The organism is Jannaschia sp. W003, from assembly GCF_025144335.1.
Lineage (GTDB): Bacteria > Pseudomonadota > Alphaproteobacteria > Rhodobacterales > Rhodobacteraceae > Jannaschia.
Map to the genome: position 1 here is coordinate 3,168,674 of NZ_CP083539.1, position 26,392 is coordinate 3,195,065.

28 protein-coding genes are annotated in these 26,392 nt (G+C 73.2%); 11 read left to right on the plus strand and 17 right to left on the minus strand.

Annotated features, from left to right (window positions below):
• Nucleotides 1-43: 43 nt before the first annotated feature.
• From K3554_RS15715 to coxB, 5 genes are read right to left on the minus strand one after another with little or no spacing between them, the layout of a single operon-like run.
• Nucleotides 44-844 (minus strand): cytochrome c oxidase subunit 3, encoded by an 801-nt coding sequence (locus K3554_RS15715; RefSeq protein ID WP_259941969.1) that lies wholly within the window; start codon nt 842-844, stop codon nt 44-46.
• Between the two features lie 11 nt (nt 845-855).
• Nucleotides 856-1,443, minus strand: coding sequence for a cytochrome c oxidase assembly protein (locus tag K3554_RS15720; RefSeq protein WP_259941970.1), 588 nt, complete (start codon nt 1,441-1,443; stop codon nt 856-858).
• Nucleotides 1,440-1,628: a hypothetical protein gene (locus K3554_RS15725; protein WP_259941972.1), complete on the minus strand. Its 189-nt coding sequence runs from the start codon at nt 1,626-1,628 to the stop codon at nt 1,440-1,442. Before K3554_RS15725 ends, K3554_RS15720 begins: the two co-directional genes overlap by 4 nt.
• Complete coding sequence (gene cyoE / locus K3554_RS15730) at nt 1,628-2,566, minus strand: heme o synthase (protein ID WP_259941973.1); 939 nt, start codon at nt 2,564-2,566, stop codon at nt 1,628-1,630. The genes K3554_RS15725 and cyoE overlap by 1 nt, the downstream gene beginning before the upstream one ends.
• 39 nt (nt 2,567-2,605) lie before the next feature.
• A complete protein-coding gene (gene coxB, locus K3554_RS15735) occupies nt 2,606-3,469 on the minus strand; it encodes a cytochrome c oxidase subunit II (protein WP_259941976.1) in 864 nt (287 codons plus the stop codon).
• A gap of 180 nt (nt 3,470-3,649) precedes the next feature.
• On the opposite strand from coxB, the gene tldD reads away from it, so the two are divergent.
• The 5 genes from tldD (at nt 3,650) to K3554_RS15760 (ending at nt 11,019) form a co-directional block, all read left to right on the plus strand.
• Nucleotides 3,650-5,074: a metalloprotease TldD gene (tldD, locus tag K3554_RS15740; RefSeq protein WP_259941978.1), complete on the plus strand. Its 1,425-nt coding sequence runs from the start codon at nt 3,650-3,652 to the stop codon at nt 5,072-5,074.
• 263 nt (nt 5,075-5,337) lie between these two features.
• On the plus strand, nt 5,338-6,426 hold the full coding sequence (gene dprA, locus K3554_RS15745) for a DNA-processing protein DprA (protein WP_259945992.1): 1,089 nt from the start codon (nt 5,338-5,340) through the stop codon (nt 6,424-6,426).
• Between the two features lie 175 nt (nt 6,427-6,601).
• Complete coding sequence (gene topA, locus K3554_RS15750; protein ID WP_259941983.1) at nt 6,602-9,289, plus strand: type I DNA topoisomerase; 2,688 nt, start codon at nt 6,602-6,604, stop codon at nt 9,287-9,289.
• Nucleotides 9,290-9,293: 4 nt separating this feature from the next.
• Nucleotides 9,294-9,689, plus strand: coding sequence for a cupin domain-containing protein (locus K3554_RS15755; RefSeq protein ID WP_259941985.1), 396 nt, complete (start codon nt 9,294-9,296; stop codon nt 9,687-9,689).
• An 82-nt stretch (nt 9,690-9,771) separates the two neighbouring features.
• Nucleotides 9,772-11,019: a TCR/Tet family MFS transporter gene (locus tag K3554_RS15760; RefSeq protein WP_259941986.1), complete on the plus strand. Its 1,248-nt coding sequence runs from the start codon at nt 9,772-9,774 to the stop codon at nt 11,017-11,019.
• Between the two features lie 156 nt (nt 11,020-11,175).
• On the opposite strand, the gene K3554_RS15765 is transcribed toward K3554_RS15760, so the two are convergent.
• From K3554_RS15765 to fabA, 7 genes are all read right to left on the minus strand, one after another.
• Nucleotides 11,176-12,165 (minus strand): threonine/serine dehydratase, encoded by a 990-nt coding sequence (locus K3554_RS15765; protein ID WP_259941988.1) that lies wholly within the window; start codon nt 12,163-12,165, stop codon nt 11,176-11,178.
• Nucleotides 12,147-12,983 carry an alpha/beta fold hydrolase gene (locus K3554_RS15770; RefSeq protein WP_259941989.1) on the minus strand — a complete coding sequence of 279 codons (837 nt, stop codon included), beginning with the start codon at nt 12,981-12,983 and terminating at the stop codon, nt 12,147-12,149. Before K3554_RS15770 ends, K3554_RS15765 begins: the two co-directional genes overlap by 19 nt.
• Nucleotides 12,976-13,665 (minus strand): haloacid dehalogenase type II, encoded by a 690-nt coding sequence (locus K3554_RS15775; RefSeq protein WP_259941991.1) that lies wholly within the window; start codon nt 13,663-13,665, stop codon nt 12,976-12,978. The genes K3554_RS15770 and K3554_RS15775 overlap by 8 nt, the downstream gene beginning before the upstream one ends.
• A gap of 133 nt (nt 13,666-13,798) precedes the next feature.
• Entirely contained in the window at nt 13,799-14,092 is a 294-nt protein-coding gene (locus K3554_RS15780) for a hypothetical protein (protein WP_259941993.1), read from the minus strand.
• Between the two features lie 178 nt (nt 14,093-14,270).
• Complete coding sequence (locus K3554_RS15785) at nt 14,271-15,062, minus strand: enoyl-ACP reductase (protein WP_259941994.1); 792 nt, start codon at nt 15,060-15,062, stop codon at nt 14,271-14,273.
• Nucleotides 15,059-16,288: a beta-ketoacyl-ACP synthase I gene (gene fabB, locus K3554_RS15790; RefSeq protein ID WP_259941995.1), complete on the minus strand. Its 1,230-nt coding sequence runs from the start codon at nt 16,286-16,288 to the stop codon at nt 15,059-15,061. The genes K3554_RS15785 and fabB overlap by 4 nt, the downstream gene beginning before the upstream one ends.
• An 11-nt stretch (nt 16,289-16,299) precedes the next feature.
• Nucleotides 16,300-16,809 (minus strand): bifunctional 3-hydroxydecanoyl-ACP dehydratase/trans-2-decenoyl-ACP isomerase, encoded by a 510-nt coding sequence (fabA, locus tag K3554_RS15795; protein ID WP_259941996.1) that lies wholly within the window; start codon nt 16,807-16,809, stop codon nt 16,300-16,302.
• 126 nt (nt 16,810-16,935) lie between these two features.
• Between fabA and irrA the strand changes: the two genes are divergently transcribed.
• The 3 genes from irrA (at nt 16,936) to K3554_RS15810 (ending at nt 19,181) form a co-directional block, all read left to right on the plus strand.
• Nucleotides 16,936-17,364: an iron response transcriptional regulator IrrA gene (gene irrA / locus K3554_RS15800; protein WP_259941997.1), complete on the plus strand. Its 429-nt coding sequence runs from the start codon at nt 16,936-16,938 to the stop codon at nt 17,362-17,364.
• 121 nt (nt 17,365-17,485) lie between these two features.
• Nucleotides 17,486-18,241 carry an SDR family NAD(P)-dependent oxidoreductase gene (locus tag K3554_RS15805; RefSeq protein WP_259941999.1) on the plus strand — a complete coding sequence of 252 codons (756 nt, stop codon included), beginning with the start codon at nt 17,486-17,488 and terminating at the stop codon, nt 18,239-18,241.
• A 55-nt stretch (nt 18,242-18,296) separates the two neighbouring features.
• Complete coding sequence (locus K3554_RS15810; RefSeq protein WP_259942000.1) at nt 18,297-19,181, plus strand: NAD(P)-dependent oxidoreductase; 885 nt, start codon at nt 18,297-18,299, stop codon at nt 19,179-19,181.
• A gap of 68 nt (nt 19,182-19,249) precedes the next feature.
• Here K3554_RS15810 and K3554_RS15815 read toward each other — a convergent pair whose 3' ends face one another.
• The 4 genes from K3554_RS15815 to K3554_RS15830 are packed head-to-tail and all read right to left on the minus strand — an operon-like array spanning nt 19,250 to nt 23,230.
• Nucleotides 19,250-21,373 (minus strand): molybdopterin-binding protein, encoded by a 2,124-nt coding sequence (locus K3554_RS15815; protein ID WP_259942002.1) that lies wholly within the window; start codon nt 21,371-21,373, stop codon nt 19,250-19,252.
• On the minus strand, nt 21,370-21,840 hold the full coding sequence (gene mobB, locus K3554_RS15820) for a molybdopterin-guanine dinucleotide biosynthesis protein B (protein ID WP_259942003.1): 471 nt from the start codon (nt 21,838-21,840) through the stop codon (nt 21,370-21,372). The genes K3554_RS15815 and mobB overlap by 4 nt, the downstream gene beginning before the upstream one ends.
• Entirely contained in the window at nt 21,837-22,361 is a 525-nt protein-coding gene (mobA, locus tag K3554_RS15825; RefSeq protein WP_259945994.1) for a molybdenum cofactor guanylyltransferase MobA, read from the minus strand. Before mobA ends, mobB begins: the two co-directional genes overlap by 4 nt.
• A 38-nt stretch (nt 22,362-22,399) precedes the next feature.
• A complete protein-coding gene (locus K3554_RS15830; protein WP_259942004.1) occupies nt 22,400-23,230 on the minus strand; it encodes a formate dehydrogenase accessory sulfurtransferase FdhD in 831 nt (276 codons plus the stop codon).
• Between the two features lie 374 nt (nt 23,231-23,604).
• Between K3554_RS15830 and K3554_RS15835 the strand changes: the two genes are divergently transcribed.
• Both K3554_RS15835 and K3554_RS15840 read left to right on the plus strand, forming a co-directional pair.
• Entirely contained in the window at nt 23,605-24,282 is a 678-nt protein-coding gene (locus tag K3554_RS15835; protein WP_259942005.1) for an AzlC family ABC transporter permease, read from the plus strand.
• Nucleotides 24,279-24,599, plus strand: a complete 321-nt coding sequence (locus K3554_RS15840) for an AzlD domain-containing protein (protein ID WP_259942006.1) — start codon at nt 24,279-24,281, stop codon at nt 24,597-24,599. The genes K3554_RS15835 and K3554_RS15840 overlap by 4 nt, the downstream gene beginning before the upstream one ends.
• 3 nt (nt 24,600-24,602) lie before the next feature.
• On the opposite strand, the gene K3554_RS15845 is transcribed toward K3554_RS15840, so the two are convergent.
• Complete coding sequence (locus tag K3554_RS15845; RefSeq protein WP_259942007.1) at nt 24,603-25,067, minus strand: Lrp/AsnC family transcriptional regulator; 465 nt, start codon at nt 25,065-25,067, stop codon at nt 24,603-24,605.
• Nucleotides 25,068-25,204: 137 nt separating this feature from the next.
• Between K3554_RS15845 and ald the strand changes: the two genes are divergently transcribed.
• Complete coding sequence (gene ald / locus K3554_RS15850; protein WP_259942008.1) at nt 25,205-26,329, plus strand: alanine dehydrogenase; 1,125 nt, start codon at nt 25,205-25,207, stop codon at nt 26,327-26,329.
• The last annotated feature ends 63 nt before the right edge of the window (nt 26,330-26,392 follow it).

Genomic DNA, 26,392 nt, shown 5'->3' on the forward strand with positions numbered 1-26,392 from the left:
GCGGGAGATCCCGCGCCGCGAAGATGGGTCGTGGGTGCGGGGGTCAGCCGCCCCAGATGTAGACGGCGGCGAAGAGGAACAGCCAGACCACGTCCACAAAGTGCCAGTACCAGGCGGCGGCCTCGAAGCCGATGTGCTTCTCGGGCGTGAAGTGCCCCTGCTGGAGCCGCACGAGGCAGACCGCGAGGAAGATCGTGCCGATCACCACGTGGGCGCCGTGGAAGCCCGTCGCCATGAAGAAGTTGGCGCCGTAGATGTTGCCCGAGAAGCCGAAGGCGGCATGGGAGTACTCGTAGGCCTGGAAGAACGTGAACAGGACGCCGAGGCCGATGGCGAGCACGAGGCCCCACTTCATGTCCTCGCGGTTGTTCTCGTGGACCAGGGCGTGGTGCGCCCAAGTGGCGGCGGCGCCCGAGCACAGCAGGATCAGCGTGTTGATCAGCGGCAGGTGCCAGGGGTCGAAGGTCTCGATGCCGGCGGGCGGCCAGACGCCGTCCACGGCCGGCGAGCCGGGGCCCATCGGGTACATGGCATGCTTGAAGAACGACCAGAACCACGCCGCGAAGAACATCACCTCGGACATGATGAAGAAGATGAAGCCGTAGCGCAGGCCGATGCGGACCACGGGGGTGTGGTCGCCCTGGTTCGACTCTCGGATCACGTCGGCCCACCAGGCGAACATGACGCCCAGCACGCCCACGAAGCCGGCGGCGAAGAGCCAGGGGCCGGAGCCCTTCATCCACAGCACCGCGCCGATGAGCATGAAGAAGCCCGAGACGGCGCCCAGGAAGGGCCAGATCGAGGGCGGCAGGATGTGGTAGTCGTGGTTCTTGGCGTGGGCCATCGTCGTCCCTCTCAGTTGGTCCTGGGCGGCGCGTCCTGCGCCAGCGCCGCATAGTCTTCGGGCAGGTCCGTCACGTGGAACGTGTAGGACAGGGTGATCTCGCTTACCCCCTGCGCCTCGACGTCGTCCACCATGGCGGGGTCGACGTAGAAGGTCACGGGCATGGACACGGTCTCGCCGGGGGCAAGGACCTGCTCCTCGAAACAGAAGCAGTCGATCTTCACGAAGTGCGGCCCGGCGGCGAAAGGCGCGACGTTGAAGCTCGCCGTGCCGGCCACGGGGGCATCGGTGGGGTTGGTGGCCTCGTAGAAGGCGATGTGGGTCTCGCCGATGCGGACCTCCATCTGCCGCTGCACGGGTCGGAACTCCCAGGGCATGCCGCGCTCGCGCGAGGCGTCGAAGCGCACCTTCACGGTGCGGTCCAGCACCTCCGCGGCGCCCGAAGCCGAGGCCACCGTGGTGCCCCCGTAGCCCGTCACGCGGCAGAACAGGTCGTAGAGCGGCACCGACGCCCAGCCGAGGCTCCCCATGCCGATCACGGTGGCGAGGGTGGCGGCCACCACGCGCCCGTTCGGGGAGAGGTCGCGGAACCACTTCATTCGGTGTCCTCCGGCAGCGGCAGCATCTGCGGGCGCATCACGTGGTCGAACCCTTCCGAGAGCCCGCCCTCGCGCACCTTCACGACGGTGACGGCGAAGACCACGAGGATGAAGCCCACGAGGGCCGCGAGCACGCCGAAGTTGCGGCCCCGGCGGCGGACGTGGGTCTCGCTGTCGGGGCGCATCACCACCCCCACGCGGCGGGCAGCGCGGCCTGCGCCACGAGCACGGCGAAGGACGCGAAGAGGTAGACCAGCGACCAGCGGAACAGGGCGCGCTCGGCGCGGTGGGCGTCCCCTTCCGAGGCGGCGTCGTCGCGGCGCCACACGGCGAAGGCGCGCCACAGCCACACGGCGTTGAGCGGCAGCGCCACGGCCAGCACCAGCGGGCCGCCCACCGCCGAGAGCGCCAGCGCCAGCGAGGCGGGCACCGTGAGGGCGGCCCAGATCAGCGCCTGCCGCCGCGTCTCGGCGCGGCCGCGCGTGACGGTGAGCATCGGGATGCCGGCGCGGTGGTAGTCGAGCTTCACGAAGAGGGCGAGCGCCCAGAAGTGCGTGGGCTGCCAGGCGAACAGGAGCGCGAACATCGCGGCCGCCTCCCAGCCCACGGAGCCGGTCGCGGCGGCCCAGCCGATCACGGGCGGCAAGGCGCCGGCCACGCCGCCGGCGACGGTGTTCCAGTCCGTGCGGCGCTTGAGCCACATGGAGTAGACCACGGCGTAGAAGAAGATCGTGCAGGCCAGCAGCCCGGCCGCCAGCCAGTTCGCGGTCAGCCCCAGCATCACGACGGCGAGGCCCGACAGCCCCAGCCCGAGGCCCAGCGCGTCCTCGCGCCGCACCTTGCCCGCGGGGATCGGGCGGCCCCGCGTCCGCCGCATCACCGCGTCGATGTCGTGGTCGACCCACATGTTGAGCGCGCCCGCGGCCCCCGCGCCCAGCGCCACGAACAGCACCGAGGCGGCGGCCAGCAGCGGATGCATCGCGGCGGGCGCGACCACGAGGCCGACCAGCGCGGTGAACACGCACAGCGACATGAGCCGCGGCTTGAGGAGGGCCACGTAGTCGCCGAAGGCCGCCTCCTGGGAGGCGGCCCCGGTGGATGTGTGCAGCGACGCGTCGGTCATCGGCTCAGGGCCTCCCTGCCCCGCGCGGGGGGCGATGGATCACCAGCTCTCCAGCTCACCCGCCTTCACGGCGGCGAGCCACGCGGCGTAGGCCTCCTCGGAGACCACCTTCACGGTGATCGGCATGTAGGCGTGGGCCTGACCGCACAGCTCCGAGCACTGGCCGAAGTAGACGCCCTCGGCCTCGGGGCGGAACCACAGCTGCGCGAGGCGGCCCGGCAGGCCGTCCTGCTTCACGCCGAAGGCGGGGATGGTCCAGGAGTGGATCACGTCGCCCGCGGTCACCTGCATCACGATGGTCTTGCCCACGGGCACCACCACGGCGGTGTCGGTGGCGAGGCGGAACAGGTCCTCGGAGTAGCCCGCGGCCTCGAGCTGCTCGAGAACGGCGGGGGTCAGATCGTTGCCCGCATCGGCGCCGATCATGTAGGAGGCGAAGTCCAGCTCCTCGTCGGGGTACTCGTAGTTCCAGTACCACTGGTAGCCGGTGACCTTCACCACGACGTCGCCTTCGGGGATGCGCTGCTGGTCGAACAGCACGGGCAGCGAGAAGCCCCCGATGAAGATCAGGATCACGACCGGCACGATGGTCCAGGCGATCTCCAGGGGCGAGTTGTGGGTGAAGCGCGCGGGCACCTTGTTGACGGAGCGGCGGTAGCGGATCGCCACCCAGGCCAGCAGGCCCATCACGAACAGGGTGATGATGGTGATGATCACCAGCAGGAAGCCGTCGAGCCACTGGATTTCGGCGGCGAGCGAGGTCGCGGCGGGCTGGAAGCCGATGCCCCCGGCCGAGGGCGCGCCGATGATCGGCAGCTCGCCGAACAGCGTCTCCGCGGTCTGTTGCGCGGCCGCCGGGAGGGCCGGAAGGGCCAGCGCGGCCGAGAGGAGCAGCTTCTTCATGGCAGGTCTCGCGTCTTGTGCGGTCGGATCGGACGGCATGACGCCGCTCGCCCGGTCTAAGACCACACCGGGGGGGCTGTCCGCAAGGCCGCCCGCCGGGGGCGGACCCCATGCCGCACCCGCGACATCCGCGCCCCGCGCCCCTATCTAGGGCGGGAAACCGCATCCGAGGCCCGCCCCATGACCGACGCCCCCTTCCGCCCCTTCGAGACCCATCTCGACCGCGACGCCGCGCTCGGCATCCTGCGCGCCGCCACCGACGGCGCCGACGACGGCGAGCTGTTCCTGGAGCGGCGGCGCTCCGAGGTGGTGGTGTTCGACGACGGGCGCGTGCGCACCGCCTCCTACGACGCGTCCGAGGGCTTCGGCCTGCGCGCCGTACGCGGCGAGGCCGCCGGATACGCCCACTCCACCGAGGTCTCCGAGAGCGCCCTGCGCCGCGCCGCCGAGACCGCGCGCCTCGCCGTGGCCGACGGCGGGGGCACGATGGCCGACGCCCCGCAGGCCACCAACCGGCGCCTCTACGGCGACGCCGACCCCATCGCGGGCGTCGCCTTCGGCGTGAAGGTCGACGTCCTGCGGGAGATCGACGCGTGGCTCCGGGAGCGCGACCCCCGCGTGGTGCAGGTCTCGGCCTCGGTGGCGGCCTCGCTGCAGGAGGTCGCGATCCTGCGCCCCGAGGGCGGCGAGGTCTCCGACGTGCGCCCTATGGTGCGCCTCAACGTCTCGGTAATCGTGGACGAGGGGGGCCGGCGCGAATCGGGCTCTGCGGGCGGCGGCGGGCGCATCGCGCTGGACGGCCTCCTGGAGAGGTCCCACTGGGAGAGCGTTGCCGCCGAGGCCCTGCGCATCGCCTGCGTCAACCTGCGCGCCGAGCCCGCGCCCGCCGGCGTCATGGACGTGGCGCTGGGCTCGGGCTGGCCCGGCATCCTCCTCCACGAGGCCGTGGGCCACGGGCTGGAGGGCGACTTCAACCGCAAGGGCCAGTCGGCCTTCGCGGGCCTCCTCGGCCAGCGCGTGGCGGCGCCCGGCGTGACGGTGCTCGACGACGGCACGATCCCCGACCGCCGCGGCTCGATCACCGTGGACGACGAGGGCACGCCCTCGGGTCGCACCACGCTGATCGAGGACGGCATCCTCGTGGGCTACATGCAGGACCGCCAGTCCGCGCGCCTCATGGGCGTCGCCCCCACCGGCAACGGCCGCCGCGAGAGCCACGCGCATGCGCCGATGACGCGCATGACCAACACCTACATGCTGGGCGGCGATGCGGCGCCCGAGGGCATCGTGGCGGACGTGCGGGACGGCATCTATGCGGTCGGCTTCGGCGGCGGGCAGGTCGACATCACCAACGGGAAGTTCGTGTTCTCCTGCACCGAGGCCTACCGTGTGAAGAACGGCGTGGTCGGCGCGCCGGTGAAGGGCGCCACCCTCATCGGCGACGGCGCCACGGCGCTGCGCCAGATCCGGGCCATCGGCAACGACATGGCGCTCGATCCGGGCATGGGGAACTGCGGCAAGCAGGGCCAGTGGGTGCCCGTGGGCGTGGGCCAGCCGACGCTGCTGATCGGCGGGCTGACGGTGGGGGGCTCGGCCGCGGGGTAGGCGCGACACGCCCCAGGCTCGACCCGGGGCCTTCGGGGGCCGTTGGTGATGGTCTGTCAGGGGGGTGCGCAGCCCGCTGACGCCGCGCCCCATCCCGACGCCGCTCGTCTCACCCCGAGGCCCCGGCGCGAGGCCGGGGCGGGGCGGCCGTTCCGAGCGCGACGCGCCAGCTTCACTCTTCCTTAACCCCCCGCCCCGCACCCTCCCGCCCCATGGACACCGAGCTGCTCCCCGAGGGCCTCGCCGAGGGGCCGCCGCCGCCCATGGACGGCCCGCCGAGCCAGGCCGAGGCGCTGGCCCGCCTGCGCCTCGCGCGCTCGGCCCGCGTCGGCCCTGCCACCTTCCGCCGCCTGCTCGCCGAGCACGGATCGGGCGAGGCTGCGCTCGCCGCCCTGCCCGACGCCGCCCGCGCCGCAGGACTGGAGCGCTACGCCCCGGCCTCCGAGGACGCGGCCCGCGCCGAGGTCCGCGCCGCCCGCCGGGCCGGCGCGCGGCTGCTGCTCTGGGGCGCGCCGGGCTACCCTGCCCGCCTCGCCTCGGTGCGCGACGCGCCGCCGGTGCTCTGGGCGCAGGGCGACGCGGCCCTCATGGGTGGCCCCGCCGTGGCGGTCGTCGGCACCCGCAACGCCTCGTCGCTGGCCCTGCGCATGGCGCGCGCCCTGGGGCGCGACCTGGCCGAGGCGGGCGTCACCGTGATCTCCGGCCTCGCCCGCGGCATCGACGGCGCCGCCCACGGGGCCGCCCTGCCCCGCACCGTCGCGGTCCACGCGGGCGGGCTCGACCGCCCCTACCCGCCCGAGAACGCCGCCCTCGCCGCGCGGATCGCCGCCGAGGGCTGCGCCGTGTCGGAGCGGCCCTTCGGCCTCGCCCCCCAGGCCCGCGACTTCCCGCGCCGCAACCGCATCGTGTCGGGGCTGGCGCAGGCCGTGGTGGTGGTCGAGGCCGCGGCGCGCTCCGGCTCGATGATCACGGCGCGCGACGCGCTCGACCAGGGGCGCGAGGTGCTGGCCGTGCCCGGCCACCCCATCGACGGCCGCGCCTCTGGGTGCCTCCTGCTCCTGCGGGACGGCGCGGGGCTGGTGCGCGGCGCCGACGACGTGCTCGCCGCGCTGGAAGCCCAGCGCGAGGACGCCGCGCCCCCGCCCCCCGCGCCGGACGCCCCGCCGCCCTCCCTGCCCGACGACGCCCTGCGCGCGCGCCTCCTCGCCCTCCTCTCGCCGGTCCCCTCGCCCGAGGACCAGCTCTGCCGCGACGCCGGCGCGGAGCCGTCCGCGCTGCTCGCCGCGCTGGCCGAGCTGGAGCTGGAAGGCCTCGCCGCGCGCCGCCCCGGCGGCGGCGTGGTGCGGCTCTAGCGGCAGCCTACGGGCCGGCAGACCGGAAATGCGCCGCGGGAATGCCCGTAGGGCATGGGGGCGACGCCCCGGAAACGGCCCGTCGCCACCCCGTTGACAACCCCTGCGCCCCGCCCACATGGGTTCGGCCCGTGGCCCCCGGGCCGCCCGTGTCCCAAGTCCGAGGTCCCTGCCCATGCCGGTCGTCGTCGTAGAATCCCCCGCCAAGGCGAAGACGATCAACGGATATCTCGGCCCCGACTACACGGTGCTGGCCTCCTACGGCCACGTGCGCGACCTCCTGGCCAAGGACGGATCGGTGGACCCGGAACAGGGCTTCGAGATGCTCTGGGAGGTGCCGCCCGAGTCCAAGAAGCACGTGAAGGCCATCGCCGACGCGCTGGCCGCCGACCCCGACCTGATCCTCGCCACCGACCCCGACCGCGAGGGCGAGGCGATCTCGTGGCACCTCCACGAGGCACTCACCAAGCGGCGCGCCATCAAGAAGGACACGCCGGTGCGCCGCGTGGCCTTCAACGCCATCACCAAGGCGGCCGTGCAGGAGGCCATCGCCAACCCCCGCGACATCGACGTGCCGCTGGTGGACGCCTACCTCGCCCGCCGCGCCCTCGACTTCCTGGTGGGCTTCACGTTGTCCCCCGTGCTCTGGCGCAAGCTGCCCGGCGCGAAATCGGCCGGGCGCGTCCAGTCGGTCTGCCTGCGGCTGGTGTGTGAGCGCGAGATGGAGATCGAGGCGTTCCGCCCGCAGGAGTACTGGTCGGTCCGCGCCACCTTCGAGACGCCGCGGGGTCAGCGCTTCGAGGCGCGGCTGGTGCAACTGGCCGGAAAGAAGATCGAGCGCATGACGCTTCGGGAGGCCCACGAGGCCGAGCTGGCCGTGGAGGCCATCGCGCACCGCGATTTCCGCATCCAGTCGGTCGAGGCCAAGCCCGCCACGCGCAACCCGAGCCCCCCCTTCATGACCTCGACGCTCCAGCAGGAGGCGAGCCGCAAGTTCGGCATGGGCGCGCGGGCCTGCATGTCGGCGGCGCAGCGCCTCTACGAGGCGGGCCTCATCACCTACATGCGGACCGACGGCATCGACATGGCGCCCGAGGCGGTCCACGCCGCGCGCGACGCGATCAAGGATCGCTACGGCGCCGACTACGTTCCCTCCTCGCCGCGCATGTACAAGAACAAGGCCAAGAACGCGCAGGAGGCCCACGAGTGCATCCGGCCCACGGACATGACCCGCTCGGCCGACGAGGTGAAGGTGTCCGAGGCCGACCAGAAGCGCCTCTACGACCTGATCTGGAAGCGCACGCTGGCGAGCCAGATGGAGGCTGCCCGGCTGGAGCGCACCACGGTGTCCGTGCTCTCGCAGGACGGCGACGCGGAGCTGCGCGCCTCGGGGCAGGTCGTGGTCTTCGACGGCTTCATGAAGGTCTACACCGAAGGGCGCGACGACGAGGAGGCGAGCGGCGACGACCGCCGCCTGCCGCAGATCCACGAGGGCGAGGAGGCCAGGAAGGCCGCCGGCACCTACGCGGACGAGACTTCCGACAACGCGCTGATCCGGGGCGCACAGGATGCCGCCCTCGGCCAGCAGCACTTCACCCAGCCGCCCCCCCGCTACACCGAGGCGACCCTCGTGAAGCGCATGGAGGAGCTGGGCATCGGCCGGCCCTCGACCTACGCCTCGATCCTCTCGACGATCGTGGACCGCGGCTACGTCCGGAAGGACAAGAACCGCCTGATCCCCGAGGACAAGGGGCGGCTCGTGATCGCCTTCCTCGAGAACTACTTCCGCCGCTACGTGGGCTACGACTTCACGGCCGGGCTGGAGAACGAGCTCGACGAGGTCTCGGCGGGCGAGGAGAACTACAAGGAGGTGCTCGAGCGCTTCTGGCGCGACTTCAAGGCCGCCGTGGACGAGACCGCGGAGCTGCGCATCACCGACGTGCTCGAGAAGATCAACGAGGTGCTGGAGCCGCACCTTTTCCCGGACCGGGGCGACGGCATCGACCCGCGCCTGTGCCCCAACTGCGGCATGGGGCGCCTGTCGATGCGCACGGCGCGCTCGGGCGGGGCGTTCATCGGCTGCTCGAACTACCCCGAGTGCCGCTACACCCGCCCCTTCGGCCCGCCGGGCGTGGAGGGCGAGCAGGCGGGCGGCGACCGGATGCTGGGCGTGGAGCCCGAGAGCGGGCTGGAGGTCTGGCTGAAGTCGGGGCGCTTCGGCCCTTACGTGCAGCTCGGCGAGGCCACCGAGGCCGACCCGAAGCCCAAGCGCGCCTCGATCCCCAAAGGCTGGGACGCCGAGGCCATGGACCTCGACAAGGCGCTGCGCCTGCTGACGCTGCCGCGCGAGATCGGAAAGCACCCCGAGGACGGTGAGACGGTGGAGACCAACTTCTACCGCTACGGCCCCGCCGTCCGCTGGAACAAGGTCTACGCCCCCATCTCCGCCGACGACGTGTTCGAGCTGGGCATGAACCGCGCCGTCGAGGAGCTGGCCAAGAAGCAGGCCGGCGGGCGCGGCGCGCGGGCGGCGGCCAAGCCGCTGGTGGAGCTGGGCGAGCACCCCGAGCGCGGCGGCCCCGTGAACGTCATGGAAGGGCGGTACGGCCCTTACGTGAAGTGGGACAAGGTGAACGCGACCGTTCCGAAGGGCACCGCCCCCGAGGACGTGACGATGGAGCAGGCGGTGGAGCTGATCGCCGAGCGCGAGGCCAAGGGCGGCAAGAAGAAGCCCGCGGCCAAGAAGGCGCCCGCCAAGAAGCCCGCGGCGAAGAAGGCGGCGGCCAAGAAACCGGCCGCCAAGAAGCCCGCCGCGAAGAAGCCGGCGGCGAAGAAGGCCGCTCCGAAGGCCGAAGGAGAGTAGCGCCGTGCAGATCGACCGCTCGGATGATGCGGCGGGCAAGCCCGCCGATCCCGCCTACTTCACGGGCGAGGTGCGGATGCGCGCCCTCGTGGCCGCCGAAGGCCCCGCCCGCGCCGAGGCGCTGCGGGTCACGTTCCCGCCCGGCGCGCGCACCCACTGGCACACCCACCCCGCCGGCCAGACGCTGGTGATCGTCGCGGGCCGCGCTTGGGTCCAGCGCGAGGGCGCGCCCCGCGAGACCGTGGGCGTGGGCGACGTGGTGCGCTTCGCCCCCGGCGAGCGGCACTGGCACGGGGCCACGGACGCCGGGGCCATGACCCACATCGCCGTGCAGGAGCGCGTGGACGGGCGCACCGCCGACTGGGCCGAGGCGGTGGACGAGGGCGACTACCGGGGCTGACGGCCCGCGCCGGCGGCGGAGGCGCGCCGCTGCCGGCGCGCGCCGCATGGCGCGGCGCCGCGATCCGCGATAGCCCCGCCCAATGTCCGACACGTCCAGCCCGGCCCCGCGCGGCCTCGACCTCCCGGTCCTCTTCATCGTCGCCACGATGATGATCGAGGCCATGGGCATCGGCCTCATCATTCCGGTGATGCCCGCGCTGCTGCAGGAGGTGCAGGGCACCGCCGACCTCGGGCAGGCGGCGATCTGGGGCGGCGTGCTCTCGGCGAGCTACGCGGTGATGCAGTTCCTCCTGTCGCCCACGGTGGGCAACGTCTCGGACCGGTGGGGGCGGCGGCCCGTGCTGCTGGTCTCCATGGCCGTTCTGGCCGTCGATTACGTGATCATGGCGTTGGCGGGCACGATCTGGCTGCTGCTGGTGGGCCGCATCGTCGCGGGCGCGGCGGCCGCCACCATGTCCACGGCCCAGGCCTTCATGGCCGACGTCTCGGCCCCCGAGAAGAAGGCGCAGAACTTCGGGCTGGTCTCCGCAGGCTTCGGGCTGGGCTTCGTGCTGGGGCCCGCCATGGGGGGCCTCCTGGCCGAGTGGGGCCCGCGCGCACCGTTCTGGGCCGCCGCCGTCCTCTCGGCGGCGAACCTGGCCCTCGGCCTCCTGATCCTGCCCGAGACCCTGCGCCGCCCCCGCGCCTTCGAGTGGCGCCGCGCCAACCCCCTCGGGGGCCTCCGGGCCATCGGCGCGCTGGAGGGGCTGCGCCCGCTCCTCATGGTGTGGTTCTTCTACCAGGTGGCGAACTGGGTCTATCCGGCGATCTGGCCCTACTTCACGCAAGCGGCCTTCGGCTGGAGCGAGCGGGCGGTGGGCCTGTCGCTGGCGGTCTACGGCCTGTCCATGGCGGTGGTGCAGGGCGGCGTGATCCGCCTGGTGATCCCGCGCCTGGGCGAGCGGCGGACGCTGGCGCTGTGGATCCCCTACAACGCGGCGATTCTGGCCCTCATCGCGTTCATCACCGAAGGTTGGGTGCTCCTGGCGTTGATCCCGCTCTCGGCGCTGGGCGCGCTGGTGATGCCGGCGCTGCAGGGCGTGGCGAGCCGGATCGCCTCGGACGACCAGCAGGGCGAGCTTCAGGGTGTGCTGACCTCGATCGCCGCGGTCGCGTCGATCGTCTCGCCGCTGGCGTTCACGCAGGCCTTCGGCTGGGCCACGTCCGGGCCGCGCGACATGCCGGGGGCGCCGTTCCTCTTGGCCTCGGCGCTGATGCTGGTGGCGGCGGCGCTGTTCTGGCGCAGCTGGCGCGCGGCGGCGGAGGCGCTGGGACCGACGCGGAGCTAGTGCGCCACGCCACGGCCTCGCGCCGGGGCCTCCGGGGTTCGTTGGTGATAAGGTGGCGGAGCGGGGCGTGGGTTCGCGGTCGGCGCCGCACCTCACCCTGACGCCATCGCCAGCGTCACCCCAAGGCCCCGGCGCAGGGCCGGGGCGTGGCGGACGCTATCCCTCGGCCAGCGCCCGCTCGAAGGTCGCGCGATCCACGTTGCCGCCCGAGGCCACGGCCACGCAGTCCGGGCCCTCGCGGTAGAGCGCCGCCGCCAGCGCCACCGCGCCGCCCGGCTCCAGAACGATCCGCAGGTGGCGCCAGGCGGCGGCCATGGCGCGCAGGGCCTCGGCCTCCGTCACCACCGCGCCCGGCCCGCAGAGCCGGCGCATCGCCGCGAAGGGCAGCGCGCCGGGGGCCGGGGTGAGGATCGCGTCGCACAGCCCCCCGACCTCGGTCTCGTTGCGCTCGATCCGGCCCGAGGTGAGGGAGCGGGCCACGTCGTCGTAGCCGTCCGGCTCAGCGGGACGCACCGTGGCGCGGCCCTCCAGCGCCAGCGCGGTGCCGGCCGTCAGCCCGCCGCCGCCGCAGCAGACCAGCACCTCGGAGACGCCTTCGGGCAGGTCCTCGCCGATCTCCAGCCCGCAGGTCCCCTGCCCCGCCATCACGCGCCCGTCATCGAAGGGCTTGACCAGCGTCAGCCCCCGCTCTCCGGCCAGCGCGGCGCCCACGGCGTCCCGGTCCTCCTCGCCGCGGCGGTAGAGCACGACTTCGGCGCCGTAGGCCCGCGTGCGCTCGATCTTCACCGCCGGAGCGTCGTGGGGCATCACGATCACGCAGGGAATCCCGTGCAGCGCGGCGGCGTGCGCCATGCCCTGCGCGTGGTTGCCCGACGAGAAGGCGAGGACACCGCGCGCACGCTCCGCCTCGGGCATCCCCGAGATGGTGGCGAAGGCGCCGCGGAACTTGAACGAGCCTGTCAATTGCAGGCACTCGGCCTTGACCCACACCCGGCGGCCCGCCTCGGCATCGAGCAGCGGCGCGTTCAGGAGCGGCGTGCGCCGCGCGTGGCCGCGGATGCGCTGCGCGGCGGCCTCGATGTCCCGGAGCGTCGGCGCGGTCTCGAACGGCGCCTCCCAGATCGACTTCAAAGCAGCATCGTCCATTCGTTCAGGGCCTCCAGCGCCTCGGGCTCGTCGAGGAAGGGAACGTGGCCGCGCCCCTCGACCTCGGCGGCGATCATGTCGGGGCGCCGGCGGCGCATCTCGGCGAAGGTCGCGGGCGACAGTAGGTCCGAGTTCGCGCCCCGGATCGCGGCGAGTGGCAGCCCCGCCATCGCATCGAACAGCGGCCAGAGGTCGGCCACCGGCGCGGCGCCCGCCTCCAGCATCGCGTCGCGCAGGCGGGCGTCGTAGTTGATCTCCAGCCCGTCGGCGCCCTCGCGGTAGTGGTGCTCCACCTCCTCGCGCCAGCGGCTCTCGGGCACTCCCTCGAAGCCCGCCATGAGCGAGGCGCGCATCGCCACCGCCTCGTCCAGCGTCTTCGCGGCGGGCGGCTGGCCCACGTAGCCCATAATCGCCTCCAGCCCCTCGGGCGCCAGCTCCGGGCCGATGTCCACGAGGCACACGCCCGCGAGCCTCGGCTTGTGGGTCAGCGACAGCGCCATGGCGATCAGCCCGCCGCGCGAGGTGCCGAGGATCGCGGCCCGGTCGATCCCCAGATGGTCCAGCAGCTCCACCGCGTCGCGCGCCTCGGTGGGCACGGTGTAGGTCTTATGGTCGGGCGCGCGCTGGGACTTGCCGCGGCCCCGGTAGTCGAGGCGGATCACCCGGTGCTCGCCGGCGAGGAAGGGCAGCACGTAGTCGAAGTCGGTCGAGTTGCGGGTCAGGCCCGATAGGCACAGGATCGGCACGCCGTCGCCGCCGTGCTCGCCCGTGTCCTCGTACCAGAGCCGCAGGTTGTCGGAGGAGCGGAACTCAGGCACGGGCGGCGACCTCGGGAATGGTCGTGAGGTCCGCGAGCTCGAGGTCGGGCCGGGCGTGCAGCCGGTCGACGGGCGCGCCCGCGCGGTTCACCCAGGCGGTGCGGAAGCCGTAGCCCGCCGCGCCCGCCGCGTCCCATCCGTTGGACGACACGAACAGCACCTCGCCCGGCTCGCAGTCGAAGGAGCGGCCCACCATGTCGTAGACGGCCCGGGCGGGCTTGAACACGCCGACGCTCTCGACGCTCAGAACGTGGTCGAGGTTGCGGGCGATGCCGGCGGACTTCACGGCGCCGGCCAGCATCTCAGGCGAGCCGTTCGACAGGATGCCGGTGGCGAGGCCCGCGGACTTCAGCGCGTCCAGCATGTCGGCCACCTCCGGGTAGGCGCCCAGCTCCCAGTAGAGGGCCATCAGCCGCTCGCGCAGGTCGGCGCGGCCCTGCAGGCCCGCGGCCTCCAGCGCCCAGTCCAGCGCGTCGCCGGTGATCTGCCAGAAGTCCACGTGCGCCCCGGCGATGGTGCGCAGCCAGGTGTACTGGAGCTGCCGGTCGCGCCAGTCGGCGGCGAGGCGGGGCCAGAGGTCCGCCAGCGCCTCGAACCCGTCCTCCTCCGCGGCCTGCCGGGCGGCGGAGGAGACGTCGAAGAGCGTGCCGTAGGCGTCGAAGATGCAGGTCGTGATGGCCATGTGTCCCCCCAAGGTCGCCCCGTTCGTCGCAGGGCGGCCGGGCGGTGTCCAGCCGCGCGCACGGCGAAGGCCCGGAGCCGCGTCCGGGCGGGGACGCGGCTCCGGGCCTCGGGCCGGATCGAAGGGTGGCGGGCTAGCGGTCCGCCAGCTCGCAGAGGAAGCGGACCTTGCCCCCCACCGCCGCGACCTTGGCGCCGCCGGCGATCTCCGTGCGCTCGGTCCGACTGCCCGAATCGCAGTCCGGTCCGCTGCGGAACGCCGCCGCGGTGTGGGCGGGGGCGGCCGTGCCCAGCCCGGTCGCCGGGTCGGGATTCGCCGCCATGTCCCGCGACACAGCGACACCGGTTCCCGTGAGCACCGCGGTCAGCACGAGCCAGTCCCAGGAAAGGCCTCCTGCCCCGCGCACCATCTGTCCAATCGTTCGCATCGTTCGAGCCTCCGCCCTGCTGCTTGGGACCCTTATGCCCCCACGATCGGGCAGGAGTTGGGCAGAGAAACCGGCGGATGGGTCGGTTTGGGGGGTCTTCGCGGCCGGGGCGTGGACGATGCGGCGCCACGCCGCCCCATTGCCCGCACGTCCTGAAACGGCGTGCGGGCAAGGGGGTTCAGAGGTTGTCGGGCCGGGGCATGCCCATGACGTGGTAGCCGCCGTCCACGTGAATCACCTCGCCGGTGGTGGCCATGCCCGCGTCCGACAGCAGGTAGAGCGCGGTTCCGCCGATGGCCTCCAGCGTGGCGTTGGCACGCAGCGGCGCGTTGGCCTCGGCGTGGCGGAAGGTGCGGCGCGCGCCGCCGATGGCCGAGCCCGCCAGCGTCTTCATCGGCCCCGGCGAGATCGCGTTCACGCGGATGCCCTCGGCCCCGAGGTCCGAGGCGAGGTAGCGCACCGACGCCTCGAGGGCCGCCTTGGCGACGCCCATAACGTTGTAGTGCGGCATGACCCGGCGCGAGCCCTCGAAGGTCAGCGTGACGATGCCGCCGCCGGGCCGCATCATCGGCGCCGCGCGGCGGGCCAGCTCGATCAGCGAGTAGCACGAGATGTCGAGCGAGTTGCGGAAGTTCGCGCGGCTCGTGTTCGAGAACCGTCCCGTCAGCTCCGACTTGTCGGAGAAGGCCACCGCGTGGACCAGGAAGTCGAGCCCGTCCCAGCGCGCCTGCAGGGCCTCGAACACCGCATCCAGCGAGGCGTCGTCGGTCACGTCGCAGTCGAGCACGATGTCGCTGCCGACGCTCTCGGCCAAGGGGGCGACCCGCTTGCCGAAGGCCTCGCCCTGGTGGGTGAAGGCCAGCTCCGCGCCCGCCCCGTGCAGGGCCCTGGCGATGCCCCAGGCGATGGAGCGGTCGTTGGCGACCCCCATCACGAGGCCGCGCTTGCCCGCCATCGACAGGGCGCTCATGCCCGGTGCTTCGAGATGATGACCGTGCCGTTGGTGCCGCCAAAGCCGAAGCTGTTCGACAGGATCGAGTCGATCTCCACGCCCTCGCGCAGCTCGGTCGCGATCTCCTCCGGCTTCAAGGCGGGGTCTAGCTCGCGCACGTTGATGGACGGCGCGATGAAGCCTTCGTTCATCATGATCATGGAGTAGATCGCCTCCTGCACGCCGGTGGCGCCGAGGCTGTGGCCGGTCATCGACTTGGTGGAGCCGATCGGCGGGGTGGACCCTTCGCCGAAGATGTTGCGGACGGCCACCACCTCCTTGATGTCGCCCACCGGCGTCGAGGTGCCGTGGGCGTTGATGTAGTCGACCGAGCGGTCCTCGGGCATCTGGCTCAAGGCAAGGCGCATGGCCCGCTCGCCGCCCTCGCCCGAGGGGGCCACCATGTCGGCGCCGTCCGAGGTGGCCCCATACCCGGTGACCTCGCCGTAGATGCGCGCGCCGCGCGCGATGGCGCGCTCGCGCTCCTCCAGCACCACCACGCCCGCGCCGCCGGCAATCACAAAGCCGTCGCGGGTGGCGTCATAGGGGCGCGAGGCGGTCTCGGGGGCGTCGTTGTACTTGGACGACATGGCGCCCATGGCGTCGAACAGGCACGACAGGGTCCAGTCCACCTCCTCGCCGCCGCCGGCGAACACGATGTCCTGCTTGCCGAACTGGATCTGCTCCACGCCGTTGCCCATGCAGTGCAGCGAGGTCGTGCATGCGCTCGTGATCGAGTAGTTCACGCCCTTGATGCCGAACGGCGTGGCGAGGCAGGCCGAGTTGGTCGAGCTCATGCAGCGCGTGACCATGAAGGGCCCCATGCGCTTCGGCGAGCCCTTGTTGATCACCGTGTCGAAGGCGGTGAAGAAGTTCGAGGTGGAGGGTCCGCCCGAGCCCATCACGAGGCCGGTGCGCTCGTTGGAGACCTCGTCCTTGCCGAGACCGCTGTCGGCGATGGCCCGCTCCATGGCGATGAAGTTGTAGGCCGCGCCCGGCCCCATGAAGCGCAGGTCGCGCTTGTCGATGTGGTCCTCGAGCACGATGTCGGGCACGCCGTGGACCTGGGAGCGGAAGCCGTGCTCCTTGTAGCTCTCCGAGAAGGTGATGCCCGAGCGGCCTGCGCGCAGGGACGCCTCCACTTCCTGGGGCGTGTTTCCGATGGGGCTGACGATGCCCATCCCGGTGACGACGACGCGGCGCATGGCAGTATCCTTCACGACTCGGACAGGGCGACCTTCATGCCCTTGACCACGTAGATTTCCTCGCCGTCGGCCTCGACCCGGCCGTCGGCCACGCCCATGGTCAGGCGCCGCGTCTGCACGGCCTTGGTGAAGTCGACGAAGTAGGTGAGCCGTTTGCGGTCGGGGCGCACCATGCCGGTGAGCTTCACCTCGCCCACGCCCAGCGCGTAGCCCCGCCCCTGCCAGCCGCGCCAGCCGAGGTTGAAGCCCGTGAGCTGCCACAGGCCGTCCAGCCCGAGGCAGCCGGGCATGATCGGGTTGCCGGGGAAGTGGCAGTCGAAGAACCACAGGTCGGGCGTGATGTCGAACTCGGCCACCACGTGGCCCTTGCCGTGCAGCCCGCCGTCGGCGGAGATGTCGGTGATGCGGTCCATCATCAGCATCGGCGGCTCGGGCAGCTGGGCGTTGCCCGGCCCGAACAGCTCGCCGCGGGCGCACCGCAGGAGGTCGTCGCGGTCGAAGAAGGTCGGGTGCTGGCTCATCGGGCCTCCAAAGCGCAGTTGCGGCCACTCGTATCACCCCACGTTTCAACGCCGCAACCCGGCCGTGAGGCGCCCCGGGCGGCGAATCCGTTTGAAACATGGGGGGTCGGTGCCTATCCTCGGGGGATGCAACCCCTCTGCGACACCCACCGCATGCGCGGCGAAGCCTGGCTCGCCGGCGCGGACCTGCGCCCCACGCGGCAGCGCGTGCTCCTCGCCGCGCTCCTCGTGGGCGACGGGCGCGACCGCCACGTCACCGCCGAGTGGCTGCACGACGCCGCCCGCGAGACGGGCGAGAAGGTGTCGCTGGCCACGGTCTACAACACCCTGCGCGCCTTTACCGAAGCCGGTCTGGTGCAGGAGATCACGGTGGACGGCTCGGGCAGCCACTTCGACACCCGGCTCGACGACCACGCCCACTTCTACTGGGAGGGCGGCGGCCACCTGTCGGATGCGGGCACCGAAGGCCTGCGCATCCCCAACCTGCCCGAGGCCCCCGAGGGCATGGAGATCGCCAAGGTCGACGTGGTGATCCGCCTTCGCCCGAAGGCGTAGCCGCCTTCGCCCCACCGATATCGCGGAAAGGCCGCCGCAGGCATCGGCGGCGGCCCCCCCCGCGCTGGACGCATCCCCGCCCCCGCCATAGGTCCGGGGCGAACCACCCCGGGAGGCCTCCATGTCCGACACCTTCGCCCGCTACCCCTCGCTTTACGGCCGCTGCGTCGTGATGACCGGCGGCGCCTCCGGCATCGGCGCGCGCATCGTCGAGGCCTTCGTGGAGCAGGGCGCCCACGTGGGCTTCCTCGACATCGACCGCGAGGGCGGCGAGGCCATGGCCGCGCGCTTCGACTCCGTGCGTTTCGAGCACTGCGACCTGCGCGACATCGAGGCCACCCGCGCGGCCCTCGCCCGCCTGCGCGAGGTCCACGGCCCCGCCCAGGTCCTGGTCAACAACGCCGCCCACGACGACCGCCACGACTGGCGCGAGGTGACGCCCGCGTACTGGGACGAGCGGCAGGCCACCAACCTGCGCCACATGTTCTTCGCGATCCAGGCCGTGGCCCCCGACATGATCGACCACGGCGGCGGCGCGATCATCAACATGGGAAGCAACTCGTGGTGGGAGGCGGTGGGCAACTTTCCCGCCTACGCCACCGCCAAGGCGGCCGTGCACGGGCTGACGCGCACCATGGCGCGCGACCTCGGCAAGCACCGCATCCGCGTGAACACCGTGGTGCCGGGCTGGATCATGACCGAGCGGCAGAAGGCGCTCTGGGTCACGCCCGAGGCCATCGAGGCCCACCGCGCCCGCCAGTGCCTGCCCGACCTGATCGAGCCCGCCCACGTGGCCCGCATGGTGCTGTTCCTCGCCTCCGATGATGCCGCCATGTGTACCGCCAACAACTACATGGTGGAGGCCGGCAGCATCTGATGGCGCGCCCCCGCGGGGCGTGGAACAGTCGCACGGGACCAGAGGGAGCACAGGCATGGAACGGATCGGATTCGTCGGCGCGGGACTGATGGGCGAGGGCATGGCTTTGAGCCTCCTGCGCGCGGGCCACCCCGTCACGGTCGTCGCCCACCGCAACCGCGCGCCCGTCGAGCGGCTGGTGGCCGAGGGCGCCGCGGAGGCCGCGGACCTCGCCGCGCTGGCGAAGGCCTCCGACGTGGTCCACGTCTGCGCCCCCGGCTCGCCGCAGGTCGAGGTTATCGTCGAGGCCCTCCTGCCCCACCTCGCCCCCGGATCGATCGTGGTCGACTGCTCCACCGCCAACCCCGTCTCCACGGTGGCGCTGGCGGCGCGGCTCGAGGCGGCGGGCTGCGCCATGGCCGACGCGCCCCTCGGCGGCACGCCCGCGCAGGCGATGGAGGGCAAGCTCTCGGCCATGGTGGGGGCGTCCGAGGAGACCTTCCGGCGCGTCGAGCCGATCCTGCGCCGCTGGGCCGACGCGGGTGTCGAGCACGTCGGCCCATGCGGCACCGGCCACCGCATGAAGCTGCTGATGAACTTCCTCGCCATGGGCTACGGCGCGATCTACGCCGAGGCGCTGGCCCTCGCGCGCAAGGTCGACATCGCGCCCGCGCGCTTCGACGAGGTGATGCGCGGCAGCCGCATGGGCTGCGGCTTCTACGAGACCTTCATGGCCTCCGCCGTCCACGGGCAGCGCGACGCCCACAAGTTCACGCTGACGAATGCCCTCAAGGACACCACCTACCTCGCCGCCATGGCCGAGGCGGCGGGCCTCGCCAACCCGATGGGCGCGGCGATCCGCAACAGCTACGCGGGCGCGGTGAACATGGGGGGCGACGGGGCCGAGGACTACGTGCCGCATCTGGCGGACTTCGTGGCGCGGGCGAACGGGCTCGACTGACGGCGCCGGCCGAAGCGAGGGGCCAGCCCCTCGCGCTCCCCGAGGTATTTGCGGCCAGAGGAAGGGGGCTACCCGAGGCCCAGTTCCGTGAAGGGGAGGTAGTGGACGGGGTCGCCCGGCTCCACCGTCATGGCCTCGTCGGGGAGGACGACGAAGCCTTCGGCCCAGCTCAGGCCCGATACGCGGCCCGAGCCTTCCGAGGCGAACACCTCGGCGTGGCCTCGGGCATCGAGGCGGGCGCGCAGCACCTCGCGGCGGCCCGCCTTCTTGCGCTTCGCGAAGGCCGCCGGGACCGTGAGGGTGCGCGGCTCGCTCCACGGGGCGCCGGCCATGCGCAGCAGCGCGGGGCGCGCGAGGAGCGCGGCGCAGGTGAAGGCGGCGACCGGGTTGCCGGGCAGCCCGAACAGCGGCGTGCCCCGCCAGCGGCCCAAGGCGAGCGGCCGCCCCGGCTTGATCGCGATGCGCCAGTGCGAGACCGTGCCCCGCTCGCCCAGCAAGCGCGACAGGTGATCCTCGTCGCCCGCGGAGGCGCCGCCCGATGTCAGGATCGCGTCCGCCTCCGCGCCCCGGTTCAAGGCGGCGGCCAGCGCCTCCACATCGTCGCCCACGTGCCCGAGGTCCACGGGCCGCATCCCCCACCCCGCGAGCATGGCGAGCAGCATGGGCCGGTTCGCGTCGAAGATACCCTCCCCCGTGGCACCGGGCGGCACGATCTCGTCGCCCGTCGAGAGCACGGCGACCCGCAGCCGCGCCCGGACCGGCAGGCGCCCGTGCCCCGCCGCGATTGCCAGCGCGAGGTCGGTGGGCCGCAACCGCGCGCCTGCCCGGAGAATCGGATCGCCCGCCTCCACGTCCTCGCCGGCCCGCCGCGTGTTGGCGCCGCGCTTCGGCTCGTGGCGCAGGCGGAGCGCGCCGCCGTCGGCCTCCGCGTCTTCCTGCAGCACCACGGTATCCACCCCCTCGGGCAGCGCCGCGCCGGTGAGGATGCGAAGGGCGTGGCCCGCGGCCACGGCGCCCGCGAAGGGCTGCCCCGCCGCCGCGCGCCCCTCGGCGATCGGCACCGCCCCCTCGGGCGGCGGATGCGCGAAGCCCCAGCCGTCCACGGCGGCGTTGGGCCGGGGCGGGTTGCTCCGCAGCGCCGCTACGTCCCGCGCGAGGACGCGCCCCGCCGCCTCGCCCACGGGAACGGTCTCCTCGCCCGCGACGGGCTCCAGCCGCGAGAGCGTCGCCATCGCCTCGTCCACCGGCGTCCAGCGGATGCCGGGGGGGAGCGCGAAGCAGTCGTTGGGCGCGCGGGCGGCGGGCGCCTCCTGCGGACCGGCGCCTTCGCTCGCGCCCGGGTCGACCGAGCCCTTGGCCACGAGCGAGCCCTCCGGCCCGACGCCCAGGATCCACCCCTCCTCGCGGGCGACGCGCGCCGCATCGGGAACTGCGGCGGGCGCGGTGAACCACGCGTCCGGCATGGCGCGCAGGGCGGCGGCGGTGGCGGCCACCTGCCGCGCGTCGCGGATAGGGTGGTCGTGGGGCATGTCGTCGAACAGCGACGGGTAGATCTCCGCCAGCACGATCCGCGCGTCCGGCACCGCGAACCCCGTCTGCTGCGGCCATACGGCCAGATCGGGATGGGTGCGCCGCAGCCGGGCCAGCGCCGGCAGGCCCACGAGCGTCTGCCCCCCGACCGATCCGGAATACGCGATCTGCCACACCGACTTCGCGCCGCTCCCGCCCTCGCAGCGGCGGTGCTCGGGCAGCGTCAGCCCCTCGCGCGCCGACTTCCGGGCGGGAAGGCCCGGGTAGTCGCGTCCCTGCGGGTGCCCCCAGAACGGGCCGATGCCGCCGAACCGGGCGTTCGCCTGCGCGGCCACCTCGAAGCGGTTGTTGCCGTTGTCCGCGCCGTCCCGGACGCGCTCGGCCAGCCAGTCCCACGCGGCGATGGCCTCGGCCCGCCCCGTGAGGACTTCCGCGAAGCCGCGCGGGAAGCCGTAGGCGAAGTCGAAGCCGAGGAGCGTCCGGTGCCCCTGCGCCAGCAGCGCGTCGATCCATGCCAGCGCCGCGTGGCGGGTGCGGAAGTAGCGCACCTCCCGCTCGCCGCGCAGGTCGGCGCAGACCCAGATCGCGTCGGCGCTGGGCCGGGCCGGGCTGGGCGTCGCGGCGGACGACCAGTCGGCGGCGACGACCAGATCGAACCTCACCGCAGCACGAAGTCCGCGACGGCGCCCACGTCGCCCAGATCGAGGCGCGGCACCGCCAGCCCGGTCTCGCCGTCCGAAGCCACCGCACGGATCGTCGGGTCGGCCTCAGCGAGCGGGCGCACGCCCAACCCGGTGCGCCAGACCTCGATGCGCTTGTGGTCGCCGCGCTTCCAGCCCTCGGCCAGCACCACGTCGCAGGGATCGAGCCGGGCGAGGAGCTGCTGGAGCGTCTGCTCGCGCGCCTCCTCCATCAGCGCGATGCGCGCATCGGACGCCAGCAGCACCTGCCGCGCGCCCGCGACCCGGTGGCGGTGGCTGTCGGTGCCGGGCACCTCCAGGTCGAGCGCGTGATGGGTGCGCTTGAGCGTCGAGACGGCGAGGCCGCGGCGCGTGAGTTCCGCCACCAACCGCTCGGTCAGCGTGGTCTTGCCGGCGTCCTTGCGCCCGACGATGCCCCAGAGGATCACCGGTCCGCCTCCGCGAGATCCTCGGGGGTGTTCACGTTAAAGAACGCCGCCTCGGGGAACTCGGCGTAGCCCGCGCCGTGGCGGTCGGTCCAGTGGAGCACCTTGCGGGTGCCCCCCTCCAGCGCCGCGCGCAGGTCGCCCCGCAGCGCCACGGGCCAGAGGCCGAAGGTCGGCTGCGGGCGCCCCCCCGCCGAGGCGAGGGCCAGGCCCGAGGGGCCGGCGGCGGCGTGGAGCTTCCCGGCCAGATCGAGCGGCAGGAACGGCGTGTCGGCGGCTGCCGAGATCACCGCGTCGGCGCCGAGCGACGCCGCCCACTCCATGCCCGCCAGAACCCCCGCCAACGGGCCGGGGTGGCCGGGAACGGTGTCGGACAGCACCGGCAGCCCGAGGTCGGCCCAGCGCTTGGGGTCGCCGTTGGCGTTCAGCGCGAGGGGCGCCGCCTGCCCCTCCAGCCGCGCGACCACGTGGGCCACGAGGGGCCGGCCCCGCACCACCAGCCGCCCCTTGTCGCCGCCGCCCATGCGCCGCGCGAGGCCGCCCGCGAGGATCACCGCGGGCGTCACGGCGCGTGGTCCCGCACCAGCCGCTCCTCGCCCGCGACGCAGAGGAAACGTCGGCCCTTCAAGCGTCCGATCACCGTCAGCCCGACCTCCTGCGCCACGCGCACCCCCCAGGCGGTGAAGCCCGAGCGCGAGACCAGCGCGGGGATGCCCATCGCGGCGCACTTGATCACCATCTCCGAGGTCAGCCGCCCGGTGGTGTACATCACCTTGTCGTCCGGCACGGTCCCCGTGACACGCATCCAACCGGCCAGCTTGTCCACCGCGTTGTGGCGGCCCACGTCCTCGAAGTAGGCCAGCGGCTCGGCGCCGCGGCAGAGGCATGTCCCGTGGATCGCGCCTGCCTCGAGGTAGAGCGAGGGCGTGCGGTTGATGGCCTGGCTCAGCGCCATGAGGTCCGAGGTCCGCACCTCGAGGGGCGGCAGGCGCAGGCCGGCCATGCCCTCCATCATGTCGCCGAACACGGTGCCCACGGCGCAGCCCGAGGTGCGGGTGGCGCGGGCGAGCTTGGCCTCGTGGTCGGTCTCGCGGGCCGTGCGGACCACGACCACGCCCAATTCGGCGTCGAAGTCCACGCCCGTCACCGCGTCCTCGGGGCGCAGCATCCTCTGGTTGGCGAGGAAGCCCAGCGCCAGCCACTCGGGGTGGTCTCCCACGGTCATCGCCGTCACGATCTCGCGGGCGTTGAGGTAGATCGTCAGGGGCCGCTCCTCGACCACGCGCAAGGGCACGGGCGCGCCGGTCTCGTCGCGCGCCTCGACGGGGGCGGTGAGGCCCGGGGCGCCCGGGTCGGGGGCGACGAGGAGCGAGGGGGCGAGCTGGGTGGCCAAGGGCGTGTCCTCCGGCGCGGAAGGTGCTGGCGCAGGCGGGGAGTTGCAAGGGCGGGGACGGGGTGGCGCCGTAGGGTCGGGTCACGCCCCGGCCTTGCGCCGGGGTCTCCGAGGGACGGTGGGGATGCCATCGGGCCGCGCGCGCGAGCGGCGAAGCATGGGTACACTTCCGTCCCGGTCCCGCACCATTCCACCCGCATCGCGGATCGTACCCCGAGGCCCCGGCGCAGGGCTGGGGCGTGGTGCGCTCCGCCCTCCTTCCTCTGGCTCCAAATACCTCGGGGCCCGGGGCAGCGCCCCGGAATCACCGCCCCCTCCCCTGCAACGCCGCACCGCCGCTGGACACCGCCCCTGCGCGCCCCTACCGCGCCTCCATGACCCAAGCGTTCCGCCGCGGCGTCCTCGACGGCCTGCCCTTCATCGTCATCATGGCCCCGTTCGGCGCGCTCTTCGGCGTGCTCGCCACCGAGGCGGGGCTGCGGCTCGACCAGACGCTGGCCTTCTCGGCGGTGGTGATCGCGGGCGCCGCGCAGTTCACCGCGCTCGGCCTCATGGACGCGGGCGCGCCCGTGGCGGTGGTGCTCTTGTCCGCGCTCGCGGTGAACCTGCGGATGATGATGTACTCGGCAGCCCTCGTCCCGCACCTCGGCTCGGCGCCGCGCTGGCAGCGGGCCGCAGCCTCCTACCTCCTGGTGGACCAGACCTACGCCCTGTCGGCCGCGCGCTTCGAGGAGACGCCCTGGAGCGTGCCCGACAAGATGCGCTACTTCGCGGGCACCGCCCTGCCCGTCTTCCCGGCCTGGACCGGCGGCACGCTGCTCGGCGCCGAACTGGGCGCGCGCGTCCCCGAGAGCTGGCCGCTCGACTTCGCCATGCCGCTCGCCTTTCTGGCCCTGGTCGGCCCGATGCTGCGCACCCGCGCCCACGTGGCAGCAGCCTTCGTGTCGGTTGTGGCGGCGCTGGGGCTGGCGTGGCTGCCCTGGAACCTCGGGCTGCTGGCCGCCGCCGCGCTTGCCATGGCCACCGGCGCCGAAGTGGAGCGGCGGTCGTGAGCGACGCGGTGGTCTGGTTCGTGATCGTGGCCCTCGGGGCGGCGACCTACCTCGTGCGGTGGAGCTTCCTCGGCCTCATCGGCGACCGCCCCCTGCCCCCGTGGCTCCTGCGCCATCTGCGCTACACCGGCGTCGCGGTGATCCCCGGGCTGGTGGCGCCGCTGGTGCTCTGGCCCGCCTCCACGGGCGGCGCGGTGGATCCGTGGCGCCTCCTGGCGGCGGCGGCGACCCTCGGGGTGGCGGCCTGGCGCAAGGATGTCCTGCAGGCGGTGGCGGCGGGCGCGGTGGTGCTGGGCGCGGCGGCGCTTCTGAGCTGACGCTCAGACGGGCAGCGCGGTCGTCTCCGACACCGTCTTGAGCGCGAAGCTCGACTGCAGCTTGGCCACCCCCGGTAGCCCGGCGAGGTGCTTGCGGTGGATGCGCGCGAAGTCCTCCGAGTCGCGCGCCACCACCTTCAGCAGGTAGTCGTAGGCGCCCGTCATCAGGTGGCATTCCAGCACGTCCGGGATGCGCGCGGCGGCGGCCTCGAAGGCGTCGAGCACGTCGTCGGCCTGTGAGGCGAGGCTGATCTCCACGAAGACCACCACGGGCCGCCCCACCGCGCGGCGGTCGAGCAGGGCCACCTGCGCGCGGATCACGCCCGCCCGCTCCAGCCGTTGGAGCCTGCGGTGGCACGCCGAGGGCGACAGGTGCACCCGCTCCGACAGCTCGGCCGCCGAGAGGCGCGCGTCGGCCTGCACGATTCGCAGGAGGCGCGCGTCCGTGTCGTCGTACTCCCGCTCCACGCACGATCCTCCCGCCGAAACGCCGTTTCGTGCACGATGCAGGCGCTGGGGCATCGATGCAAGCCGGGTTGCGCGAAGCATCGCCGCCGCGCCCGCGCTAGACTGCGTGCAGACACGCCTGTTCAGGGAGAACCACCATGCTTGTCGGCTGCCCCAAGGAGATCAAGCCCCAGGAGTTCCGCGTCGGCCTCACGCCGTCCGCCGCGCTGGAGCTGATCGCCCACGACCACCAGGTCGTCATCGAGACCAACGCCGGCACCGGCTCGGGCTTTTCGGACGAGCAGTACCGCCAGATGGGCTGCGAGATCGTGGACACGGCCCAGGAGGTCTTCGCCCGCGCCGACATGATCGTGAAGGTCAAGGAGCCCCAGGCCCCCGAGCGCGCCATGCTGCGCGAGGGCCAGGTGCTGTTCACCTACCTCCACCTCGCCCCCGACCCCGAGCAGACGAAGGACCTCCTGGCCTCCGGCGCCACCTGCATCGCCTACGAGACCGTGACCGACCCGCGCGGCGGCCTGCCGCTGCTGGCGCCCATGTCCGAGGTAGCCGGGCGCCTCGCCCCGCAGATGGGCGCGTGGACGCTGCAGAAGGCCAACGGCGGGCGCGGCGTCCTGATGGGCGGCGTGCCCGGCGTCGGCCCGGCCAGCGTCGTGGTGATCGGCGGCGGCGTGGTCGGCACCCATGCGGCGCGCATCGCGGCCGGCATGGGCGCCGACGTCACCGTGCTCGACCGCTCGATCGACCGGCTGCGCTACCTCGACGACGCCTTCGGCGGCGTCTTCAAGACCCGCTACGCCTCGGCCGGCAACACCGCCGAGATGGTCGTCGCCGCCGACATGGTGATCGGCGCCGTGCTGATCCCCGGTGCCGCGGCACCCAAGCTGGTGACCCGCGCGCAGCTCGCCCACATGAAGCCGGGCGCGGCCATCGTAGACGTGGCGATCGACCAAGGCGGCTGCTTCGAGACCTCGCGGGCGACCACGCACCAGGACCCGATCTACGAGGTGGACGGCATCATGCACTACTGCGTGGCGAACATGCCGGGCGCCGTGGCCCGCACCTCGACCCTGGCCCTCGGCAACGCGACGCTGCCCTTCATGCTGCGCCTTGCCGATCTGGGCTGGAAGGAGGCCTGCGCCGCCGACCCGCACCTGCGCCGCGGCCTCAACGTCCACGCCGGCAAGCTGACCTACGCCGCCGTGGGCGAGGCGCTGGGGATGGACTCGACGCCCGTCGAGCAGGTGCTCGGCCTGGCCGCCTGAGGGCGGACGGCGACGCCCCGGTCTCGTGCCGGGGCCTCCGCCCTCCGCTGGCGCCCCGCTCCG